The sequence below is a fragment of the Bradyrhizobium sp. CER78 genome (assembly GCF_029846235.1).
Taxonomy (GTDB): Bacteria; Pseudomonadota; Alphaproteobacteria; order Rhizobiales; family Xanthobacteraceae; genus Bradyrhizobium.
In genome coordinates this window covers 164,021-179,861 of record NZ_JARVWP010000005.1, presented here as the reverse complement: position 1 = coordinate 179,861, position 15,841 = coordinate 164,021, and the positions used below count along the sequence as shown (strand labels likewise).

The following is a 15,841-nucleotide window of genomic DNA, read 5'->3' as shown; positions in this document are numbered from 1 at the left end:
AAGGCCGGAAGTAATGGCGGTGCGCATCTTCGTGCGCACCGCCGGCAGCATGACTAGGCGTTGCGAAGCGGGCGGAACGCCGTACGCATTTCGGCGACAAAGAGTTCGGGCTGCTCCCACGCCGCGAAGTGCCCGCCCTTGTCGAGCTTGTTGTAGTGGATCAGCTTCGGATAGGCCTGCTCCGCCCAGCTCCGGGGCGCCGTGTAGATCTCGTCGGCGAACGCGCTTACGGCGACCGGGATCTTGACGCCGCGCACATCGAAGAAGCCGCCCGTTGACACCTGATGGGTGTCCCAATAGAGCCGCGCTGAAGAGATCGCGGTATTGGTCAACCAGTACAGCGAGATGTTGTCGAGCACATCATCGCGCAACAGCCCTTCCGCCTTGCCGTCGAAGACGCGGGCGATCATCTCCTGGCTGCGCGCATCGTGATCGAGCATCCAGCCCGCGAGGCCGATCGGCGAATCGACCAGCCCGTAGAGGGTCTGCGGGCGATTGGACATCTCGTTGGCGTAGCCGAGCCCCTTGTCGTAGAAGAAGCGCAGCTGATCCCAAGCACGGCGCTCGTCGGCCGCAAGATTGACCGGCGGCGCCAAATTGAACGCGAGGGCCCTCGAGATGTCGGCCGGGACGGTGGCCGCCATGTTGGTGTGGATGCCGAGCAGCTCGACCGGCTCCTGCAGCGCCAGCGTCTCCGAGACGGCGTTGCCCCAATCGCCACCCTGCGCCACGAACTGCTTGTAGCCGAGGCGCCGCATCAGGGTGGTCCAGGCCCGCGCGATACGAACCGGAGTCCAGCCGGGTGCGGTCGGCTTTCCGGAGAAGCCGTGACCCGGCAGCGACGGAATCACGAGATCGAACGCATCCGCAGCGGTCCCGCCATGCGCCGTCGGGTTGGTCAGCGGATCGATGATCTTGATCTGCTCGATGATCGAGCCAGGCCAGCCGTGCGTCACGATCATCGGCAGCGCGTTCGGATGCCTGGAGCGAACGTGAATGAAGTGAATGTCGAGCCCGTCGATCTCGGTGATGAACTGCGGCAGGCTGTTGAGCCGCGCCTCGATCTTTCTCCAGCTGTAGCCGTCCTGCCAGTATTGGGCGAGCTGCTGCACGGTCTTGAGCTGCACGCCCTGGGATGGATCGGTGACGGTTTCCCTGTCGGGCCATCGCGTCGCGGCTACACGCCGGCGCAGGTCGACCAGCTGCTCTTCCGGCATATCGATGCGAAAGGGACGGACGGCTTCGCTGGCAGCCGCGGTGCGGATTCCCGGCGGAAGCACGGTGGCCGCGCCGACGGCGGCGATCCCCATCGCGGCGGTGCCCAGCAGCCGGCGGCGACGCAGATCAATGATTTCGTCAGTTGTGCTCGTGATCATGGCTCTCTCCCGGTGCATTGTTGGCTTCGATTGAGATGAGAAATCGCGTGAAGGCACTGGCGACGCGTGTTGGGCGTCCGATGGGTTCCGGCCGCAAGGCTGCCAGGAACATCGCAAAGCCGAGCGCGCCGGTCGCGAACAGTGTGAGGCTGAAAATGCGCTTCATGTCGGCTCCAGCGCAGCTCCCGTCGTGGCGGGGACATCGCTGCGCAGGCCGGCCGGCACGGCAACAGCAGGTGCGCGCGCCGGCTGCGGCCGCACACGCGGCGGCGCTGCCCGACGCGCGTTACGCAGGCGACGCGACGCGACGATCCGGTTGGCGCGATGCTCGCGTGCGCGGAGCGGAAACACGACGAGGAACGACGAGAATTGCGAACCGAAGCCGTACTCGATCCGGCCGCCGAGGCTACGGGCCAGATCGCCGACCATCTGGAGACCGCGCCCCGGCCGCAAGCGCTCCGAGCGCGAACCATTGTCCGCGACGATGCAATTGACGATGGTCCCGGCGAGCGAAAGCTTGATCTTGATCGCACCATCCCGGCCTTCGAAATGCGCGTGCCGTGCAGCATTTGTCACCAGCTCATGGACGGCCAGAGCGAGGCGCCAGCAGCGTTCTGCTTCGAGCGGCAGGCTGTCGGCGCTCAGCGCGAGACGAATCCCGATCGGCTCCAGCGACGATCGACTCAGGCCGAGCGCAAGCTTGCGGACGGATTCGGCGGCGTCGATCAGTCCGTCGTGATCCGGCATCGCCAGCACGCGATGAACGCCGGCATGCTGCTCGAGCAGTTCGATGACGCCGGCGAGCGCGACCTTGACCGCTGGGTTATCTGTGCGCAGCACGGCGGCAGAGACCGCATCGATCGACGAGACGAGGTCGCTGTGGACGCGGTGCGTGAGCGCACGCAGCAGCGTCTGGTCATCGAACTCGTGAGCAGGTGCAACGGTGGGCATGCTGGACTCCTGGCATTCGCTGGACCGGGCGGGTTTCCGGCCTGACTCGAATTATGGAGAGTCGGGTGCTCTGAGGCTTTGCCCGGATTGCTGCGATGTTGTCATCGCTTGCTGTCGACGCCGGATTGCGAACGCTACTGTCGCGTTGCGCGCGCCGATCTGCCGCAGCCGGTGGGCCATGAGCGGCACCAAGCCGAAGGCTGGTCCGAGAAGGGTTGCGAGTGTTTGAAGGTCGGTCAGGTTCATGACGTTGGTCTCTCTTGCTGATCGACAAGCGAATTCGGTGGCGCGTCCGCTCTCCCGCGGGCGCGCGCCTCGTCGCTTGCTGCCGATCAAGATATCGATCCGTGCGGCCGATCGCTTTGCGTCGAATGCCGTCGTCTTGTCATTCGTTGCTGAAGGTCGCGAGCTTCAGCATCATGCCAGGATCGGAATCGCGTTCCGGATATCGGCCAGCGACATCGCCGGCTGCGGCAATCCGGACCCGCGGCGATACTGGCCCGGCGCCATGCCGGCTGCCTGCTTGAATGCGCGGGTGAAGTTGGCCTGGCTGGAGAAGCCGAGCGTAAGTGCAATATCGACCAGCGGCCGATCGCCCTGGATCAGCAGGGCCTTCGCGCGCTCGAGGCGCCGCGCGGCGACGTAACGGTGAGGAGGCTGGCCGACGGCCTGCCTGAAGGCGCGGGCGAAGTGAAATCGGCTGAGATAAGCAATCGACGCCATGCGATCGAGCGAGAGATCGCCTTCCAGATTTGCTTCGATGTAGTCCAGCACACGGGAAAGCCGGCGCCGATCAAGCCCTCCGCTTGCAGAGGCGGCGGCCGGCCGCGCGGCCGGACTGCTCGTGTATTTTTGAATAAGCCGTATCGCCATGCTGCTCGCCAGCGACTCGACCAGCAGCCTGCCGGCGGAGGTTTCGCTCTGCAGCTCTGATGCGATGGCGCGTGTCATTTCGCCCAGCAACGGATCCTCGAAGGCGCTGTCGTATCGCAGCGCGCCGAGCGCCGAAGCATCGACCTCGACGCCGAGCTTGCCCGGGGAGAACTGGCTCGGATCAAGATAGATATGCGCGATCCCCGGCAGATCGCCGCCGATATCGAGTGAACCTTCCCTCCAACCCGCGGGGGTGAGCCAGATCGTGTCGCGTCGGGTGATGGTCCGATCCGAGACTCCAGTGGCCCGCCGGGTGACGGGTGATCCATTGCCGTGGACATCGACACAGATTTCGGTGGCGGATTGCGTACCCCGCCAGGGGATCTCGCTCTTGCCATGCGCCCGCACCTCGGCCGACAGGCCCGACCAGCCTCGATCGATCGAGGACAGTAGCAGTCTTGTCGGGCCGCGGCCCTGCCAGAAGTCGCAGTAGGGCTGCGGTTCTTGTCGCCTCTCGGCGGTGGGATGCGCGCTGTGCGTCGACATGAAGCAATCCTAGTGACGTCGATGGGAGTCTCCCGGCGCGCGTAACGCGCGGCCGCGTGTCGGTCAGTCGCGTCTCGAGGCCGGCCTTGTCGCCCTGTGCACCTCTGCCTTGGGTTGGAAGAACAGGCCAGGCAGCGCTGAGACCAGTCCGAAGGTCATTCCGAGGAATGCCAGGAACGTATCGAGATAGTTCACGTCCATTTCAGTTGCCTCCATCTGGATTGCATCGGCTTTCCCCGGTGCAATCCGTCGATTGAGCTAGATATGATCCGATACAAATAGTCGGTACAATAGAAACATTGTTCTCGGTGCAATACTCCGATTGCTCTGCCTCTAGGCAGCAATCCGGCCTCGCCGAAGCGCATCTGCATGTCGCTGCTCGATGGCTTTGACGGAGTTTTCGAACGCCTTCGCCAGCACGCCTCTGCCCACGGTGCGAAGCACGAGGCCGAGGATCCATCCCCTGAAGTTCTTGCCGTCGCGCACCACGATCACGTCGATGTCGGTGGTGCCGTCGGGCCGGCGCGTGAAGTTGTAGGTATGGCCTGACGCGCCGCCCCACACATTGGAATCGATCGTCGTCAGGACGACGTGATCGGGGTCGGACCAATCGTAGTACAAGCGCTCCCAGATGCCGCCCGAGCCTTCCGTCACGTCGGCGTCCGAGGGGCCACGATCATGCACCTTGAGATAGGCGTCGGCGCTGTTGCCAAAGACTTTGGAGCGGCCCGGGCCGAAGTCGGTGAGGCCGGCTACGTATTGCTCGGGCGTCAGGCTCGTCGTTCGATGAAGACGGATCGTGGACATCTGGGGTTCCTGCACGAGTGACGGAAAGACGGCGAGGGTGTCGGAACTAATTGGAGACTGGGCCTGACGTGCGGACGGTCAGGCCATCGCCGTTTCGGCTGATTTCCAGCGCGCCTGCCTGGTTCGGCGTCGAGAGCAGCGCGCGCTGACCGGGCGCAAGCACCGATACGAAGCGGATCGGTGTCCCGGCCGCGCCCTCTGCCAGCGTGGTCACGACACGATATCCGTTGGGCTCGACGGTGTAGTAGACGACGCCCGACAGGTCGCCGAGACGAACGCTTTGACCTTCGATCGGCCTGAGCGTGCTTGCGTGCGCTGCTCCCAGCGAGGCCAGGCTGAAGGCGGCGGCTAGAATTGTGCTGCGGATCGACATGGGATCCTCCGTTGGCTTGGGGTGGACTTGGGCGGCGGGCGGTGGCCCGTCTGCTCCCTTGTCTGAGGACATGGTCAGGTTATGATCATCGATCAAACAGATGGGATCGATAATGGCCATCGATGTCGCTAATTTAGGTCGTATCGACTTGAATCTGCTGGTTCATCTCGATGCGCTGCTGACCGAACGGAGCGTGACCAAGGCGGCGGCTTGCGTCGGGATTGGCCAATCCGCGATGAGCCACAACCTCGCCCGCCTACGCGAGCTGTTCGGTGACGAGCTTCTGACGCGTGGGGCCGACGGCATGCGTCTCACTCCGCGCGCCGCGACCTTGCGCGAGCCGGTGCGGAGTGCGCTGGCGCAGGTCGAGGCGGTGGTGTTGCGCGATCAGGCGTTCGATCCGGCCACGGCGGTGCGGACGTTCAGGCTCGGACTGTCCGACAGCATGGAGATCCTGATCATGCCCGCTCTGCTGGCGCGCATGCGCCAGATCGCACCTGGCGTTCACTTCCGGCTTTACAATGTTGATTCGTCCCGGCTGCTCGATGACCTCGACGCCGACGAACTGGATCTCGCCGTTGCCCATGGGCTGCTCCCGCAAGGGCAATTCCATCACAAACGGCGCACGCTGTTGACCGAGCGCTCGTGTGCATGTTCAATGCCGAGAAGACCGGTATCACGCCTCCGGTCTCGCTCGAGGACTACGTAAGGCTACCGCACGTGCTGACCAGCCTGCGGCCTGCGCGCAGCGTGCGCGGAATCGTAGACGAAGCGCTCGACAAGCTCGGCCTGCAGCGCACGGTTGCGCTGACCACGCCGCGTTTCCTCACCGTCCCGCATCTGGTGGCGCAGGCGCCCGTCATCGTCACCATGGGGGCTCGGCTGGCCACGCGCTTCTCGGCCGAGCTCGGGCTCAGCCTCAGCCCGCCGCCGGTGGAGCTGAACGAGATGCCGGCGACGTTGCTGTGGCACGCCTCCTACGATCACGACCCGGCTCATGCCTGGTTGCGAAACCAGGTGGTGCAGCTGGCAGCGGAGCTGTGAGCCGGCGCGGCGATGTCGCGAAAATACGGGCGCATGACCCACCGGCCGCGCAACACACTCGCTGTCGTCCCTGCCTAGTGCGCAATTGCGCACGGGAGCAGGGACCCATAACCACGAATGACTATTGTTGAGCGATGTCGGAACGGCGAGCTCCGTTTACAAAGCTTGCTGCGGAGTATGGGTCCCTGCTTTCGCAGGGACGACACCGGTGTTGGGGGTGGCGCCTCGCACTCAACTCCCTCAATCCCGATACGACGGATCCGCCCGGTCAAGCTTGCGCAGCAGCGCCGGCCAGGCGAGCTCACCGTTGCGGGCGGCACGGCCCGGCTTGGGCAGCATCCGCTCATAGGTGTCTTCGAGGATGCTTTGCGGCGGATAGATCAGCTTGGTGTTGCAGGACAGCGCCATCACCTGGGTCTGGCAGGCCCGCTCGAGGCGGAACAGCACGTTGAAGGCGGCGGGTACGGTGCGGCCGACCACCAAGAGACCATGATTGCGCAGGATCATCGCTTCGTTGTCGCCGAGGTCGCGGACCAGCCGCTCGCGTTCGTCGACATTGTCGGCGATGCCTTCGAAGTCGTGATAGGCGATGTGCAGGAAGCGCATCGAGGTCTGCGCCAGCGGCAGCAGGCCGCATTCCATCGCCGAGACCGCCATGCCGGCCGGTGTGTGGGTGTGCGCGACGCAGTCCATGTCATGCTTGGCCATGTGGATGGCGCTGTGAATGACGAAGCCGGCGACGTTGACGTCATAGTCGGTTGCGTTGAGCAGCGTGTTGCCCTCGACGTCGACCTTGATCAGGCTGGAGGCGTCGATCTCCTCATACAGCATGCCGTAGGCGTTGATCAGGAACTGGTTGGTCGTGCCGGGCACGCGACAGGAGATGTGGTTCGCGATCATCTCGGTCATGCCGTACATCGCCGTGAGACGATAGCAGGCAGCCAGATCGACGCGGGCCTGCCACTCCTCGGCGCTTACCTGCTCGCGAACGGATTTCACGACCTTGATCGCGGGCGAGCTGATGGGGGGATTCATGGCGTTCTCTCCTTGAGATGTCTGCGAGGCCGGGGCCCGATTGTTGGCCCGGAACATAGCAGAATCCGCGCGGCGGCAAGCCGCGACGCGTCAGCTTATTTGCAGGTCTGGCGGGCAAAAACCGAATGCGGATTGGCGCGCGGCGCCTTCGATGCCACTATGCGGAAAACAGCCGAGGCGCGTCAAAATGAGCGATCGCAAGATACGTATCGCCGTCCTGCATTTCTCCCACGAAACCGTCTCGTTCCTGCCGAACGAGACCACCCTCGACGACTTCATCTATCCGGGCTCGCCGGCCAAGGGCGAGGCGCTGCTCCAGTTCGATCCCAAGAACTACATGGGCGGCTTCGTGCAGGTCGCGCGCGAGTTCTCCGAAGTCGAACTGGTCGGCATCGAATCGCCGCTCTGGCCGAAGACCTACACCGGATCGGGCTGGATCACCCAGGAGGCCTATCGCACCTTCACCGGCAAGATGATCGCCGGGCTGAAGGAGGAGGGGCCGTTCGACGGCGTCTATCTGTGCCTGCATGGCGCCATGGCGGTGCGCGACGTGCCGCGGCCGGAGGCCGATCTGGCGCGACAGGTTCGCGAGGTGGTCGGCCGGTCGGCGTTCATCGCCGCGACCTTCGATCCTCACGGCAACGAGGACGAGGCGTTCCTTGAACAGGCGGACATGGCGTTCGCCGTCAAATATTTCCCGCATTATGATGCGCATCTGCAGGGCGAGCGCGCGGCGCGCATGCTGGTGCGGGCGATCCGCGGCGACTACCAGCCGGTGCACCGGACGATCAGGGTTCCGGTGATCTCGCCCACCGTGCTGCAATGGACCGGGGCGCGTCCCTGGATGGATCTCGTGCAGCGTGCGCTGGTGTGGGAGGCCCGCGAGGTCGACGTCTACGTCAACATCTTCTTCGGCTTCCCGTTCGCCGATGTGCCGGATGTCGGCATGACCGTGCAGGTCCTGACCAACGCCAACCCGAAGCTCGCCGAGCAGATCGCGCGCGATCTCGCCGGCACGATCTGGCGGCTGCGCGAAGCCCTGCTGCAATCGACGAAACTCCACAGCATCACCGAGGGCGTCGCGCTGGCGAAGCAGGCTGTCCCTGGCCGCAACACGCCGGTGGTGCTCGCCGATCACAGCGACCGGTCGGGATCGGCGACCTGGCTGCTGCGCGAGATCATCGCGCAGGACCTCGCCAACACCGTGATCGCGACCATCGCCGATGCCAAAGCGACGGCAAGCCTGAAGGCGGCCGGTGCCAAGGCCGGCGATGCCTTCGACATGGAGATCGGTGGGCTCGCCGACGAGTCGGCGGGCGATCCGGTTCGGATCCATGGCACGATTTCGGCTGTCGGCGAGGGCTATGGCCAGTTCTGGGTCTGCGTGCGCTTCGGCCGCAACAATGTGCTGATCCTCTCCACCTATCTGGTGCAGATCATGGAGCCGTTTTCGCTGAAGGCGCTGGTGCCCGACATCGGCAGCTTCGAGGTGATGGCGATCAAGTCGCGGGTGCATTTCCGGCGCGGCTTCGACGACAATGGCTTTGCCAAGACGATCCTGCTGGTTGAACCGGAGCAGCCATTCCTCGGCACCACGCGTCTCGACAAGCTGCCTTACAGAAATGTCGACCTCACGCGGTTCTATCCCTACGGCAATCCAGCGTTCTCGGAGTCATCATCATGACGGAGGGCCGCTATCGCCTGATCGGTTCGACCGCGTCGCCCTATGCGATCAAGCTGCGCGCGCTGATGCGCTACCGGCGAATCCCGCACGACTGGGTCATCATGACCAAGGCGCTGCGCGCGGCGACTGCGCATCTGAAGCCGATGCTGATCCCGGTGCTGCAATATCCCGACGGCAGCTATCGCGGCGAGACCACGATGCTCGCCTATGACCTGGAAGCGCGCCACCAGGGGCGCTCGGTGATTCCAAAGGACAAGGCGGTCGCATTCGTCTGCGATCTGCTCGAGGACCTTGCCGATGAATGGGCGGTGAAGCCGTTGTTTCTCTATCGCTGGTGGGATCCGGAAGACCAGGCCTACGTCTCGCGCTGGGCGGGTGAGGAATGGTCGACCTCGGAAGCCGAAGCCGGCAGCCGCGAGGAGATCGAGGAGTTCCGGAAGCGCCAGATCTCGCGCATGGCCATTCTCGGCGCGACGGATGAGAACAGGCCACTGCTCGAGGAGAGCTATCGGCGGACGCTGGCGGCATTCGAGCCGCATGTTGGCATGACGAACTATCTGTTCGGTAGCCGGCCGTCGCTGGCGGACTTTGCCTGGTTCGGACAACTCAGCGAGATGGCGACCGACCCGACCCCGATGCGGATCATGCGCGAGCGCGCGCCGTTTACCGATCACTGGGTGCGGCGGCTCGACGACGCATCCGGCGTCGAGGGCGCCTGGCATCCGCGCGAGCAGGCGCTTGGGTTCGCTGAAGCATTGCTGCGGATCGCGGGCGAACTCTATCTGCCGTTCCTCGCCGCCAATGCGGATGCCTTCGCGAAGGGCCTTAAGCGCCTCGAGATCAACGTCTGGGGTCTGCCTTATGCGCTGGCGCCGTTCAAATATCAGGTGAAGTGCCTGCAGCAGTTGCGCGAGAAGTTCGTCGCGCTTGGTGCCCGCGATCGCACTGCGTTGAAGCCCGTGCTGGAGCGCACCGGATGCTGGGCCATCCTGGATGGCGGCTGATCGATCGGAGAGGGCAAGCGGGTTCAAAACGGCGTGAATTTAGGTTCGATGTCTGCTTCCGAGTGCGAGCGCGATCGATTCCGGATTTCTGATCCGTCCCATCAGCAGGTCGATGCGGTCGCCACCCCAGAACAGCTCGCCGTTGAACACCATGCTGGGAACGCCGAACACGCCGAGCGCTTCGGCCTCGTCGATGATGCGATCGTGTTCGGTGCGGGCAGGGCCGTTGACATAGGCCTCGAACGCGCCGGCAGAGCCGCCGATCGCGGAGATCACGCCGGCAATCTCCGACAACTCGTCGATCTCCAGCTCATGGTTCCAGAACCTCCGGAATACCGTGTCATGATAGGGCCGGAACAGCCCATGGCGCTGCGCGAATAGCATCCCGGCGCTCGAATAGAAGGCATCGTAGATCCGGCGCGGGCCCTTCATGGTCAGTCCCTGCGCGTTGGCGAACCTCCGCGCATCCATGTAGGAATAGCGCACCTTGCGCCAGAAATGCGGCGTGCGCTCTTCGACCGTGCCCATGAACTCGGGAATGCGCAGCGTGTAGGGCAGCCATTCCAGTTCGACGCCGCAGGTCTCCTCGAGCTCGAACAGCCGCTTGTTGGCGACATAGGCGTAGGGAGACTTGTAGTCGGTGTAGATCCTGACCTTCGGCTTTTCCATCGGCGTTCCTCACTCCGTCAGGACAATTGTTCCCGATCCGGTGCGATCGCGCAATGCGACGTGATGAAGGGGAGACGGCGCGCAAACGAATGGGCCCCGGTGCATCCAAGCATCGCGGGGCCCTGCTACTTCGTTTTAGCGAAGGATCTCTGGTGTAGACCAGTGGTGTTTCGGGACCAAAAAGCGCGTGGCCTTTGCGCTCTCGTCCTGCGGATATGTTCAGATTGTCGGCAGTGCACGCAGCTAGCAGCTGCTGTTCGCCTCACGTGCACCGAGACCTTGCCGCTGAGCAAGGTCGCTGGCTTTCGCCGGTGGCGTCATGCTCCTCTCCAAGGGTGGGCCGACGGACATCTGTCCGCTTCTACTGCCTGGCGGCCGATCCCATAATCGTCCGTCAATTCCTGCGACGCGAGGAGCAGGCGCTCCAGCACCCCTGCAGGTGCAGTCACAGAAATGCTGCGGCAGTTATGGCCTGCTGTCAAGTTAACGAGCAGGTTATTTCAGGTCAGCTCTCCTGTCGCGCCTTGGTCTTTCGGTACTGCGTGAAGTCCGGGTCGTGCGTCATTTTCCAGTAGTCGACGAACCGCCACGGCATTGCCGAGAACACACGGCCGCGCCTGTTGCGGTAATAGGTCGTCATGCCCGGATGCGTCCAGATCAATTGCTCATGCTCGGCATCGACATTGCGGATGTATTCGTCATGCGCGTCGGGATCGACGTCGATCGCGGCGATGTCGTTCTCGATCATCTCGACAAGGCAGGCGGAGATGTAGCGGCTCTGACATTCCGACTGGAAGATCACGCTGCCGCCATGCGCAGGTCCCGAGTTGGGTCCAAGCATCAGAAAGAGGTTGGGGAAGTCAGGCACGGTGAGACCGAGATAGGCGGTCGGATTGTCGTGCTCCCACGCCTGCTTCAGGTTCTTGCCCTCGCGCCCGGTGATGTTGAGACGCGCCGCCATCTCGGAGACCTTGAAGCCGGTCGAGATCACGATGACGTCGTGCTGCCGCGACATGCCGTCGGCCGTGACGATGCCGTCTGCCGCGAAATGATCGATCCGTTCGGTGACCAGCTCGACATTCGGCTTGGTCAGCGTCTTGAACCAGTTGTTGTCGAGCAGGATGCGCTTGCCGTAGGGCGGATAGGTCGGCATGCACTTCTCGATCAAATCGGGACGATCCTTCAGCTCGGAGAGGATGAAGTCAGCCAGCTCCTGGCGATGCCGGTCGTTGCCCTTGTTGACGGCGCGCTCGGGATGTGGCCAGGCCGGATCCTTGCGCAGGAACGGCAGCAGCCCGTCGCCGTAGCGCCAGAACATGTTGAAGCGATACCACTGCACGTAGAATGGCAGATGCGCCAGAAGCCACTGCGCGCCCTCGGTGATCGGATCGGAATAACCCTTCACCGGTCGCGCCCACTGCGCGGTGCGCTGGTAGACGGTGACCGAGGCGACGCGGTCGGCGATCGACGGCACCAGCTGCATCGCGGTCGCGCCAGTGCCGATCACGGCGACATGCTTGCCGTCGAGCTTGATGTCGTCGGACCATAGCGCCGAATGAATTTTGAGGCCCTCGAAGTCCTCGTCGCCGTCGAAGCGGGCGGGCAGGGGATCATTGAGTTGCCCGATCGCGCTGACCAGCGCGGTGGACTCGAAGGTCTCCTCGCCGTTCGCGGTCTTCAGCGTCGAGATCCAGCGGCGCTTGGCTTCGTCCCAGTATGAGGCGACGAGCTCGGTCGAGAGGCGGACGTGCCTGCGGATGTCGTGTTCGCGCACGACCTTGAGCAGATAATCCAGCAGTTCCTGGCGCTGTGCGAAATACCGGGTCCACGGATTGCGGGCGCCGAAGGAGAACGAATAGGAGTGGTTCGGCGTATCGACGCCGCAGCCGGGATAGCGGTTGACATACCAGGTGCCGCCGATCTCGTCCTGCCTCTCGACGATGGTGTAGGGAATGCCGAGCCGCCCGAGCGCAACGCCGAGTGCAATCGCGCAGACCCCGGCGCCGACGATCAGCACATGCTGCTGCGCCAGCTTCTCGCCGGACGGGCGCTCGCGCCAGCGCGCCTCGCGGGGAACGAAGCCCATCTCCTCGCGCATCAGCGGAGCGTATTCCGGCGCGACGTTCTCGCCGAGCGTCGCGCGCATCATCCGCAGCATCAGCTCATCGCCGGGATCGGTGATGACGGGCTTCGGCGTCCCGTTCGCGAACAGGTTCAGGACCGCGGCGCGGATCTCGTCCTGGATTTCCTTCGGCACGCCGGCGTCCGGATCGGGGATCAGGCGGACGTCGCGTTTCGGCTTGTAGGGCGGCTCGAGCCATTTCTCGTCGCCGGTCATGTGCACGAGCACCATCAGCAGCACGCGGATGTCGCCCTCGGCGATCGCGGAGGACAGGCGGAGGTGTTGGCGCGGAAGCTCGATATTCATGCGTTGTCCTCAGCTGCGTGGCGCTTCCGGAAGGCCGCCATAGGCGGCCCAGGTGGTGCCCGCGATGTAGCCGGCATCGACCGGCAGGTTGATACCGGTCACGCCGCTGCTCCGCGGTGAGAGCAGCCAGGCGATCGCCTGCGCCACTTCCATCGGCTCGACCAGCCGGTTCATCGCCGTCGGGCTGGCGAGCAGGTCCTTGTTCAGGGCGCCCGACGCGATCCCGGCTTCGAGCGCGGCCGTGCGGGTGAAGCCGGGCGACACCGCATTGACGCGGACGCCGGTCCGGCCCCATTCGGCGGCAAGCGTCTGCGTGATCTGGATGACGCCGGCCTTCGCCGCGGTATAGGCGTGGATCGGACCCGACGTCATGCCGGCCACCGAGGCGACGTTGACGATCGCGCCGTGGCGCCGCTTCGCCATCCCGATGCCGACGCTGCGCGCGACCAGGAAGGTGCCGCGCAGGTCGATATTGACCTCGCGGTCCCATTGCTCCATCCGCACCCGGTCGATCGTATGCATCTTGCCGAAAACACCGGCCGCGTTGACGAGGCCGGTGATCGGACCGTGCGCCTGCTCGATATCGGCAATGCCGGCGACGACAGCGGCTTCGCTTGCGACGTCGAACGGCGCCGGCCAGAGGATGGCGTTCGTGCCGACCAGCGGCTCGGGCGCGATGTCGACGATGACGACGTGGTGCCCTTGATCGGCGAGCAGCGTTGCGGTCGCCGCGCCAATGCCACGGCTGCCGCCGGTGACGAGGATGGTGCCGTCAGCGCTCATGACTTGCTTCCATTGTTGCCGGCATTGAACAGGCCGCGGGTGACCAGCTTTTGGTAAGCCGTGATCACATAATCGGGCACCGCGGTGACGCCGTGCTCGGAGTAGGAATAGCGGCGGCTGAGATAACCGCGTGCGCCCATCAAGACCTGAACGATGGCTTCGAATTCCTCGTCGCTGAAGGTGTTGGTGGCGCCGGCAGCGCGTGCACGCTGCAGGATCCGGACATAAGCGTTCGAGATGTTGTCAAAATGCTTCTGGTAGCCGGTCGGCGCGAAGAACTCGGCCTCGTTGAGGATGCGCAGAAACTCCGGCACCTCGCGGATGAAATCGAAGAAGGCGCTGAAGCGCTCGATCTCCTGCCGGGCCTCGCTGGCGGTGCCGGTGCGCGCATGGATGAAGCGGACCATGTCGAGGCCGATCTTCGGCAGCAGCTGGTCGAGCAGCTCCTGGCGGTTCTCGAAATGATTGTAGAAGGTGCCCTGTGCGACGCCGGCGGCTTCGGTGATACGGGCGACCGAGGCTTCGGCATAGCCGTATCTGCCGACAACCTTGGTCGCTGCGTCGAAGATCTTCTGCTTCGTCCAGGCGTTGCGCTCGACTCGGTTGAGCTTTGTCACCTTGGCAGGTGTCGCTTGTGTCATGCGGTGTCCTCGAGTTCGGCGCGGAGCACGCGTTTGAGCACCTTGCCGGATGGATTGCGCGGCAGGCTGTCGCGGATGATGAGTTGCCGCGGCACCTTGAAGGCGGCGAGCCGGGCGCGGCAGAATTCTGTGAGATTAGGCAAGTCGAGCTTGGCGTCGTCGGCCAGCACCACGATCGCGACCGGCTTCTCACCCCAGCGGTCGTCCGGGAGGCCGATCACCGCGACCTCGCGCACCCCGGGGATTTCGTAGATGACGCGCTCGACCTCGGAGGTGGCAATGTTCTCGCCGCCGGAGATGATCATGTCCTTCTTGCGGTCGGTCAGATAGAGGAAGCCGTCGTCGTCGAGATGGCCGATGTCGCCGGTGCGGAACCAGTCGCCGAAGAAGGCGGAGGCGGTCTTCTCGGGATCCTTCCAGTAGCCCTGCGTGACCTTCGGGCCGCGCAGGCAGATCTCGCCATCCTGGCCCGCGGGCAGGCGCTTGCCCGTATCGTCGCGGATCTCGATCTCGACATGGGCGATGGCGCGGCCGGTCGAGCCGATCTTCTCGATCTCGCGGCCGGCATCCATGAACGTATCGCCGCCGCAGGTTTCGGTGAGGCCGTAGGCATCGATGTAGCGCGCGTTCCTGAAATAGTCAGAGAAGGCGCGGATGCGAACCTCCGGTGTCTTCTCGCCGCCACCGATCGCCCATCGCAGGCTGGAGACGTCGTAGCGCTCGCGGTTCGGACAGGTGAGGAGGGCCGTGGTCATGACCGGCGCGAACCATGCCGCGTTCAGCTTCTCGCGCTCGATCGCCGCGAGCGCCGGTTCGGGCTCGAAGCTGCGGTGAATGCACAGCATGCCGCCGTGCCACAGCACGGCGATGCCGGGCAGATCGAGCGCGCCGACGTGATAGAGCGGGCCGACCACGAGCAGCCGCGTGTCGGCGTTCAATCCGAGCACCAGGGTCTGGTCGGCGGATTTCCAGTAGATGTTTTCGTAGGTGAGCATCACCCCCTTGGGACGATCCGTCGTGCCCGAAGTGTACATCAGCCGCATCAGGTCGCGCGGCTGGCGCACATGGATCGGCGCCGGCGCGATGTCGGGCGCAAGGTTGGTGAGGCTGGATTGCGCGACTTCACCCAGCAGCACCACCGGCACGTCGCCGGTTGCGATCGCAGCAAATTCCTCGTCGGCGACGAGCAGACGCGCGCCGGAATTGCCGACGATGTAGCTGACCTCATCGGCCGACAGGCGATAATTGATCGGCAGGAACACCGCGCCGATATGACTGGTCGCAAACACCAGCTCGAGAAAAGCGGTGCTGTTCTTCATCAAGACGGCGACGACATCGCCTGGCGCGATCCCGCGCATCGCGAGCCAGCTGCCGACCTGACGGATCCGCAGGTCAAAATCCGCGTAGGAGACGTCTTCGCCGCGATATTTCAGCGCACAGCGATCCGGCGTCCGCTTGGCATGAAATGCGATGAAGCTGGAAAGATTGATCATTTGCCGTCCGTCGGGCCGATTCCGGCGCCGTTTTCTCCCTGGATGAACTATGAGTCATAATTCATATTTGGCTTGACGTCACCCCCCTTGCTCTGAAAACATCATGGGCATGGAGACGGAACGATCTCCGCAAG

Annotated in this window: 15 protein-coding genes and 1 pseudogene; 3 read left to right on the top strand and 13 right to left on the bottom strand. The window is 64.1% G+C overall.

Translation table 11 applies throughout. The annotated features are described in order from the left end of the window. Nucleotides 1-53: 53 nt before the first annotated feature. From QDT69_RS12475 to QDT69_RS12445, 7 genes are all read right to left on the bottom strand, one after another. The gene (locus tag QDT69_RS12475) at nt 54-1,310 is read right to left on the bottom strand and encodes an epoxide hydrolase family protein (protein WP_279707114.1); all 1,257 of its coding nucleotides are present in this window, start codon (nt 1,308-1,310) and stop codon (nt 54-56) included. Between the two features lie 46 nt (nt 1,311-1,356). Beyond that, on the bottom strand, nt 1,357-1,542 hold the full coding sequence (locus QDT69_RS12470; RefSeq protein WP_279706840.1) for a hypothetical protein: 186 nt from the start codon (nt 1,540-1,542) through the stop codon (nt 1,357-1,359). After that, entirely contained in the window at nt 1,539-2,327 is a 789-nt protein-coding gene (locus tag QDT69_RS12465; RefSeq protein WP_279706839.1) for a sensor histidine kinase, read from the bottom strand. Before QDT69_RS12465 ends, QDT69_RS12470 begins: the two co-directional genes overlap by 4 nt. Nucleotides 2,328-2,744: 417 nt before the next feature. Beyond that, complete coding sequence (locus QDT69_RS12460) at nt 2,745-3,746, bottom strand: AraC family transcriptional regulator (RefSeq protein ID WP_279706838.1); 1,002 nt, start codon at nt 3,744-3,746, stop codon at nt 2,745-2,747. A gap of 63 nt (nt 3,747-3,809) precedes the next feature. Beyond that, the gene (locus QDT69_RS12455) at nt 3,810-3,947 is read right to left on the bottom strand and encodes a hypothetical protein (RefSeq protein ID WP_279706837.1); all 138 of its coding nucleotides are present in this window, start codon (nt 3,945-3,947) and stop codon (nt 3,810-3,812) included. Nucleotides 3,948-4,079: 132 nt separating this feature from the next. Next, complete coding sequence (locus tag QDT69_RS12450; protein WP_279706836.1) at nt 4,080-4,553, bottom strand: hypothetical protein; 474 nt, start codon at nt 4,551-4,553, stop codon at nt 4,080-4,082. Between the two features lie 46 nt (nt 4,554-4,599). Beyond that, complete coding sequence (locus tag QDT69_RS12445) at nt 4,600-4,926, bottom strand: hypothetical protein (protein WP_279706835.1); 327 nt, start codon at nt 4,924-4,926, stop codon at nt 4,600-4,602. A gap of 100 nt (nt 4,927-5,026) precedes the next feature. Between QDT69_RS12445 and QDT69_RS12440 the strand changes: the two are divergent. After that, nucleotides 5,027-5,970, top strand: a pseudogene (locus QDT69_RS12440) (LysR family transcriptional regulator). A gap of 240 nt (nt 5,971-6,210) precedes the next feature. Here QDT69_RS12440 and QDT69_RS12435 read toward each other — a convergent pair. After that, the gene (locus tag QDT69_RS12435; RefSeq protein ID WP_279706834.1) at nt 6,211-7,005 is read right to left on the bottom strand and encodes a class II aldolase/adducin family protein; all 795 of its coding nucleotides are present in this window, start codon (nt 7,003-7,005) and stop codon (nt 6,211-6,213) included. Nucleotides 7,006-7,192: 187 nt separating this feature from the next. On the opposite strand from QDT69_RS12435, the gene QDT69_RS12430 reads away from it, so the two are divergent. Both QDT69_RS12430 and QDT69_RS12425 read left to right on the top strand, forming a co-directional pair. After that, entirely contained in the window at nt 7,193-8,689 is a 1,497-nt protein-coding gene (locus QDT69_RS12430; protein ID WP_279706833.1) for a M81 family metallopeptidase, read from the top strand. Next, the gene (locus QDT69_RS12425) at nt 8,686-9,693 is read left to right on the top strand and encodes a glutathione S-transferase N-terminal domain-containing protein (RefSeq protein ID WP_279706832.1); all 1,008 of its coding nucleotides are present in this window, start codon (nt 8,686-8,688) and stop codon (nt 9,691-9,693) included. The genes QDT69_RS12430 and QDT69_RS12425 overlap by 4 nt, the downstream gene beginning before the upstream one ends. Before the next feature lie 39 nt (nt 9,694-9,732). Here the strand turns inward: QDT69_RS12425 and QDT69_RS12420 are convergent, their stop codons facing one another. The 5 genes from QDT69_RS12420 to QDT69_RS12400 form a co-directional block, all read right to left on the bottom strand. Next, nucleotides 9,733-10,362 carry a DsbA family protein gene (locus QDT69_RS12420; protein ID WP_279706830.1) on the bottom strand — a complete coding sequence of 210 codons (630 nt, stop codon included), beginning with the start codon at nt 10,360-10,362 and terminating at the stop codon, nt 9,733-9,735. 505 nt (nt 10,363-10,867) lie between these two features. Further along, nucleotides 10,868-12,790 (bottom strand): NAD(P)/FAD-dependent oxidoreductase, encoded by a 1,923-nt coding sequence (locus tag QDT69_RS12415; protein ID WP_279706829.1) that lies wholly within the window; start codon nt 12,788-12,790, stop codon nt 10,868-10,870. A gap of 9 nt (nt 12,791-12,799) precedes the next feature. Further along, nucleotides 12,800-13,573 (bottom strand): SDR family NAD(P)-dependent oxidoreductase, encoded by a 774-nt coding sequence (locus QDT69_RS12410; RefSeq protein ID WP_279706828.1) that lies wholly within the window; start codon nt 13,571-13,573, stop codon nt 12,800-12,802. After that, complete coding sequence (locus QDT69_RS12405; RefSeq protein WP_279706827.1) at nt 13,570-14,214, bottom strand: TetR/AcrR family transcriptional regulator; 645 nt, start codon at nt 14,212-14,214, stop codon at nt 13,570-13,572. Before QDT69_RS12405 ends, QDT69_RS12410 begins: the two co-directional genes overlap by 4 nt. Further along, on the bottom strand, nt 14,211-15,707 hold the full coding sequence (locus QDT69_RS12400) for an AMP-binding protein (RefSeq protein WP_279706826.1): 1,497 nt from the start codon (nt 15,705-15,707) through the stop codon (nt 14,211-14,213). The genes QDT69_RS12405 and QDT69_RS12400 overlap by 4 nt, the downstream gene beginning before the upstream one ends. Nucleotides 15,708-15,841 lie beyond the last annotated feature (134 nt).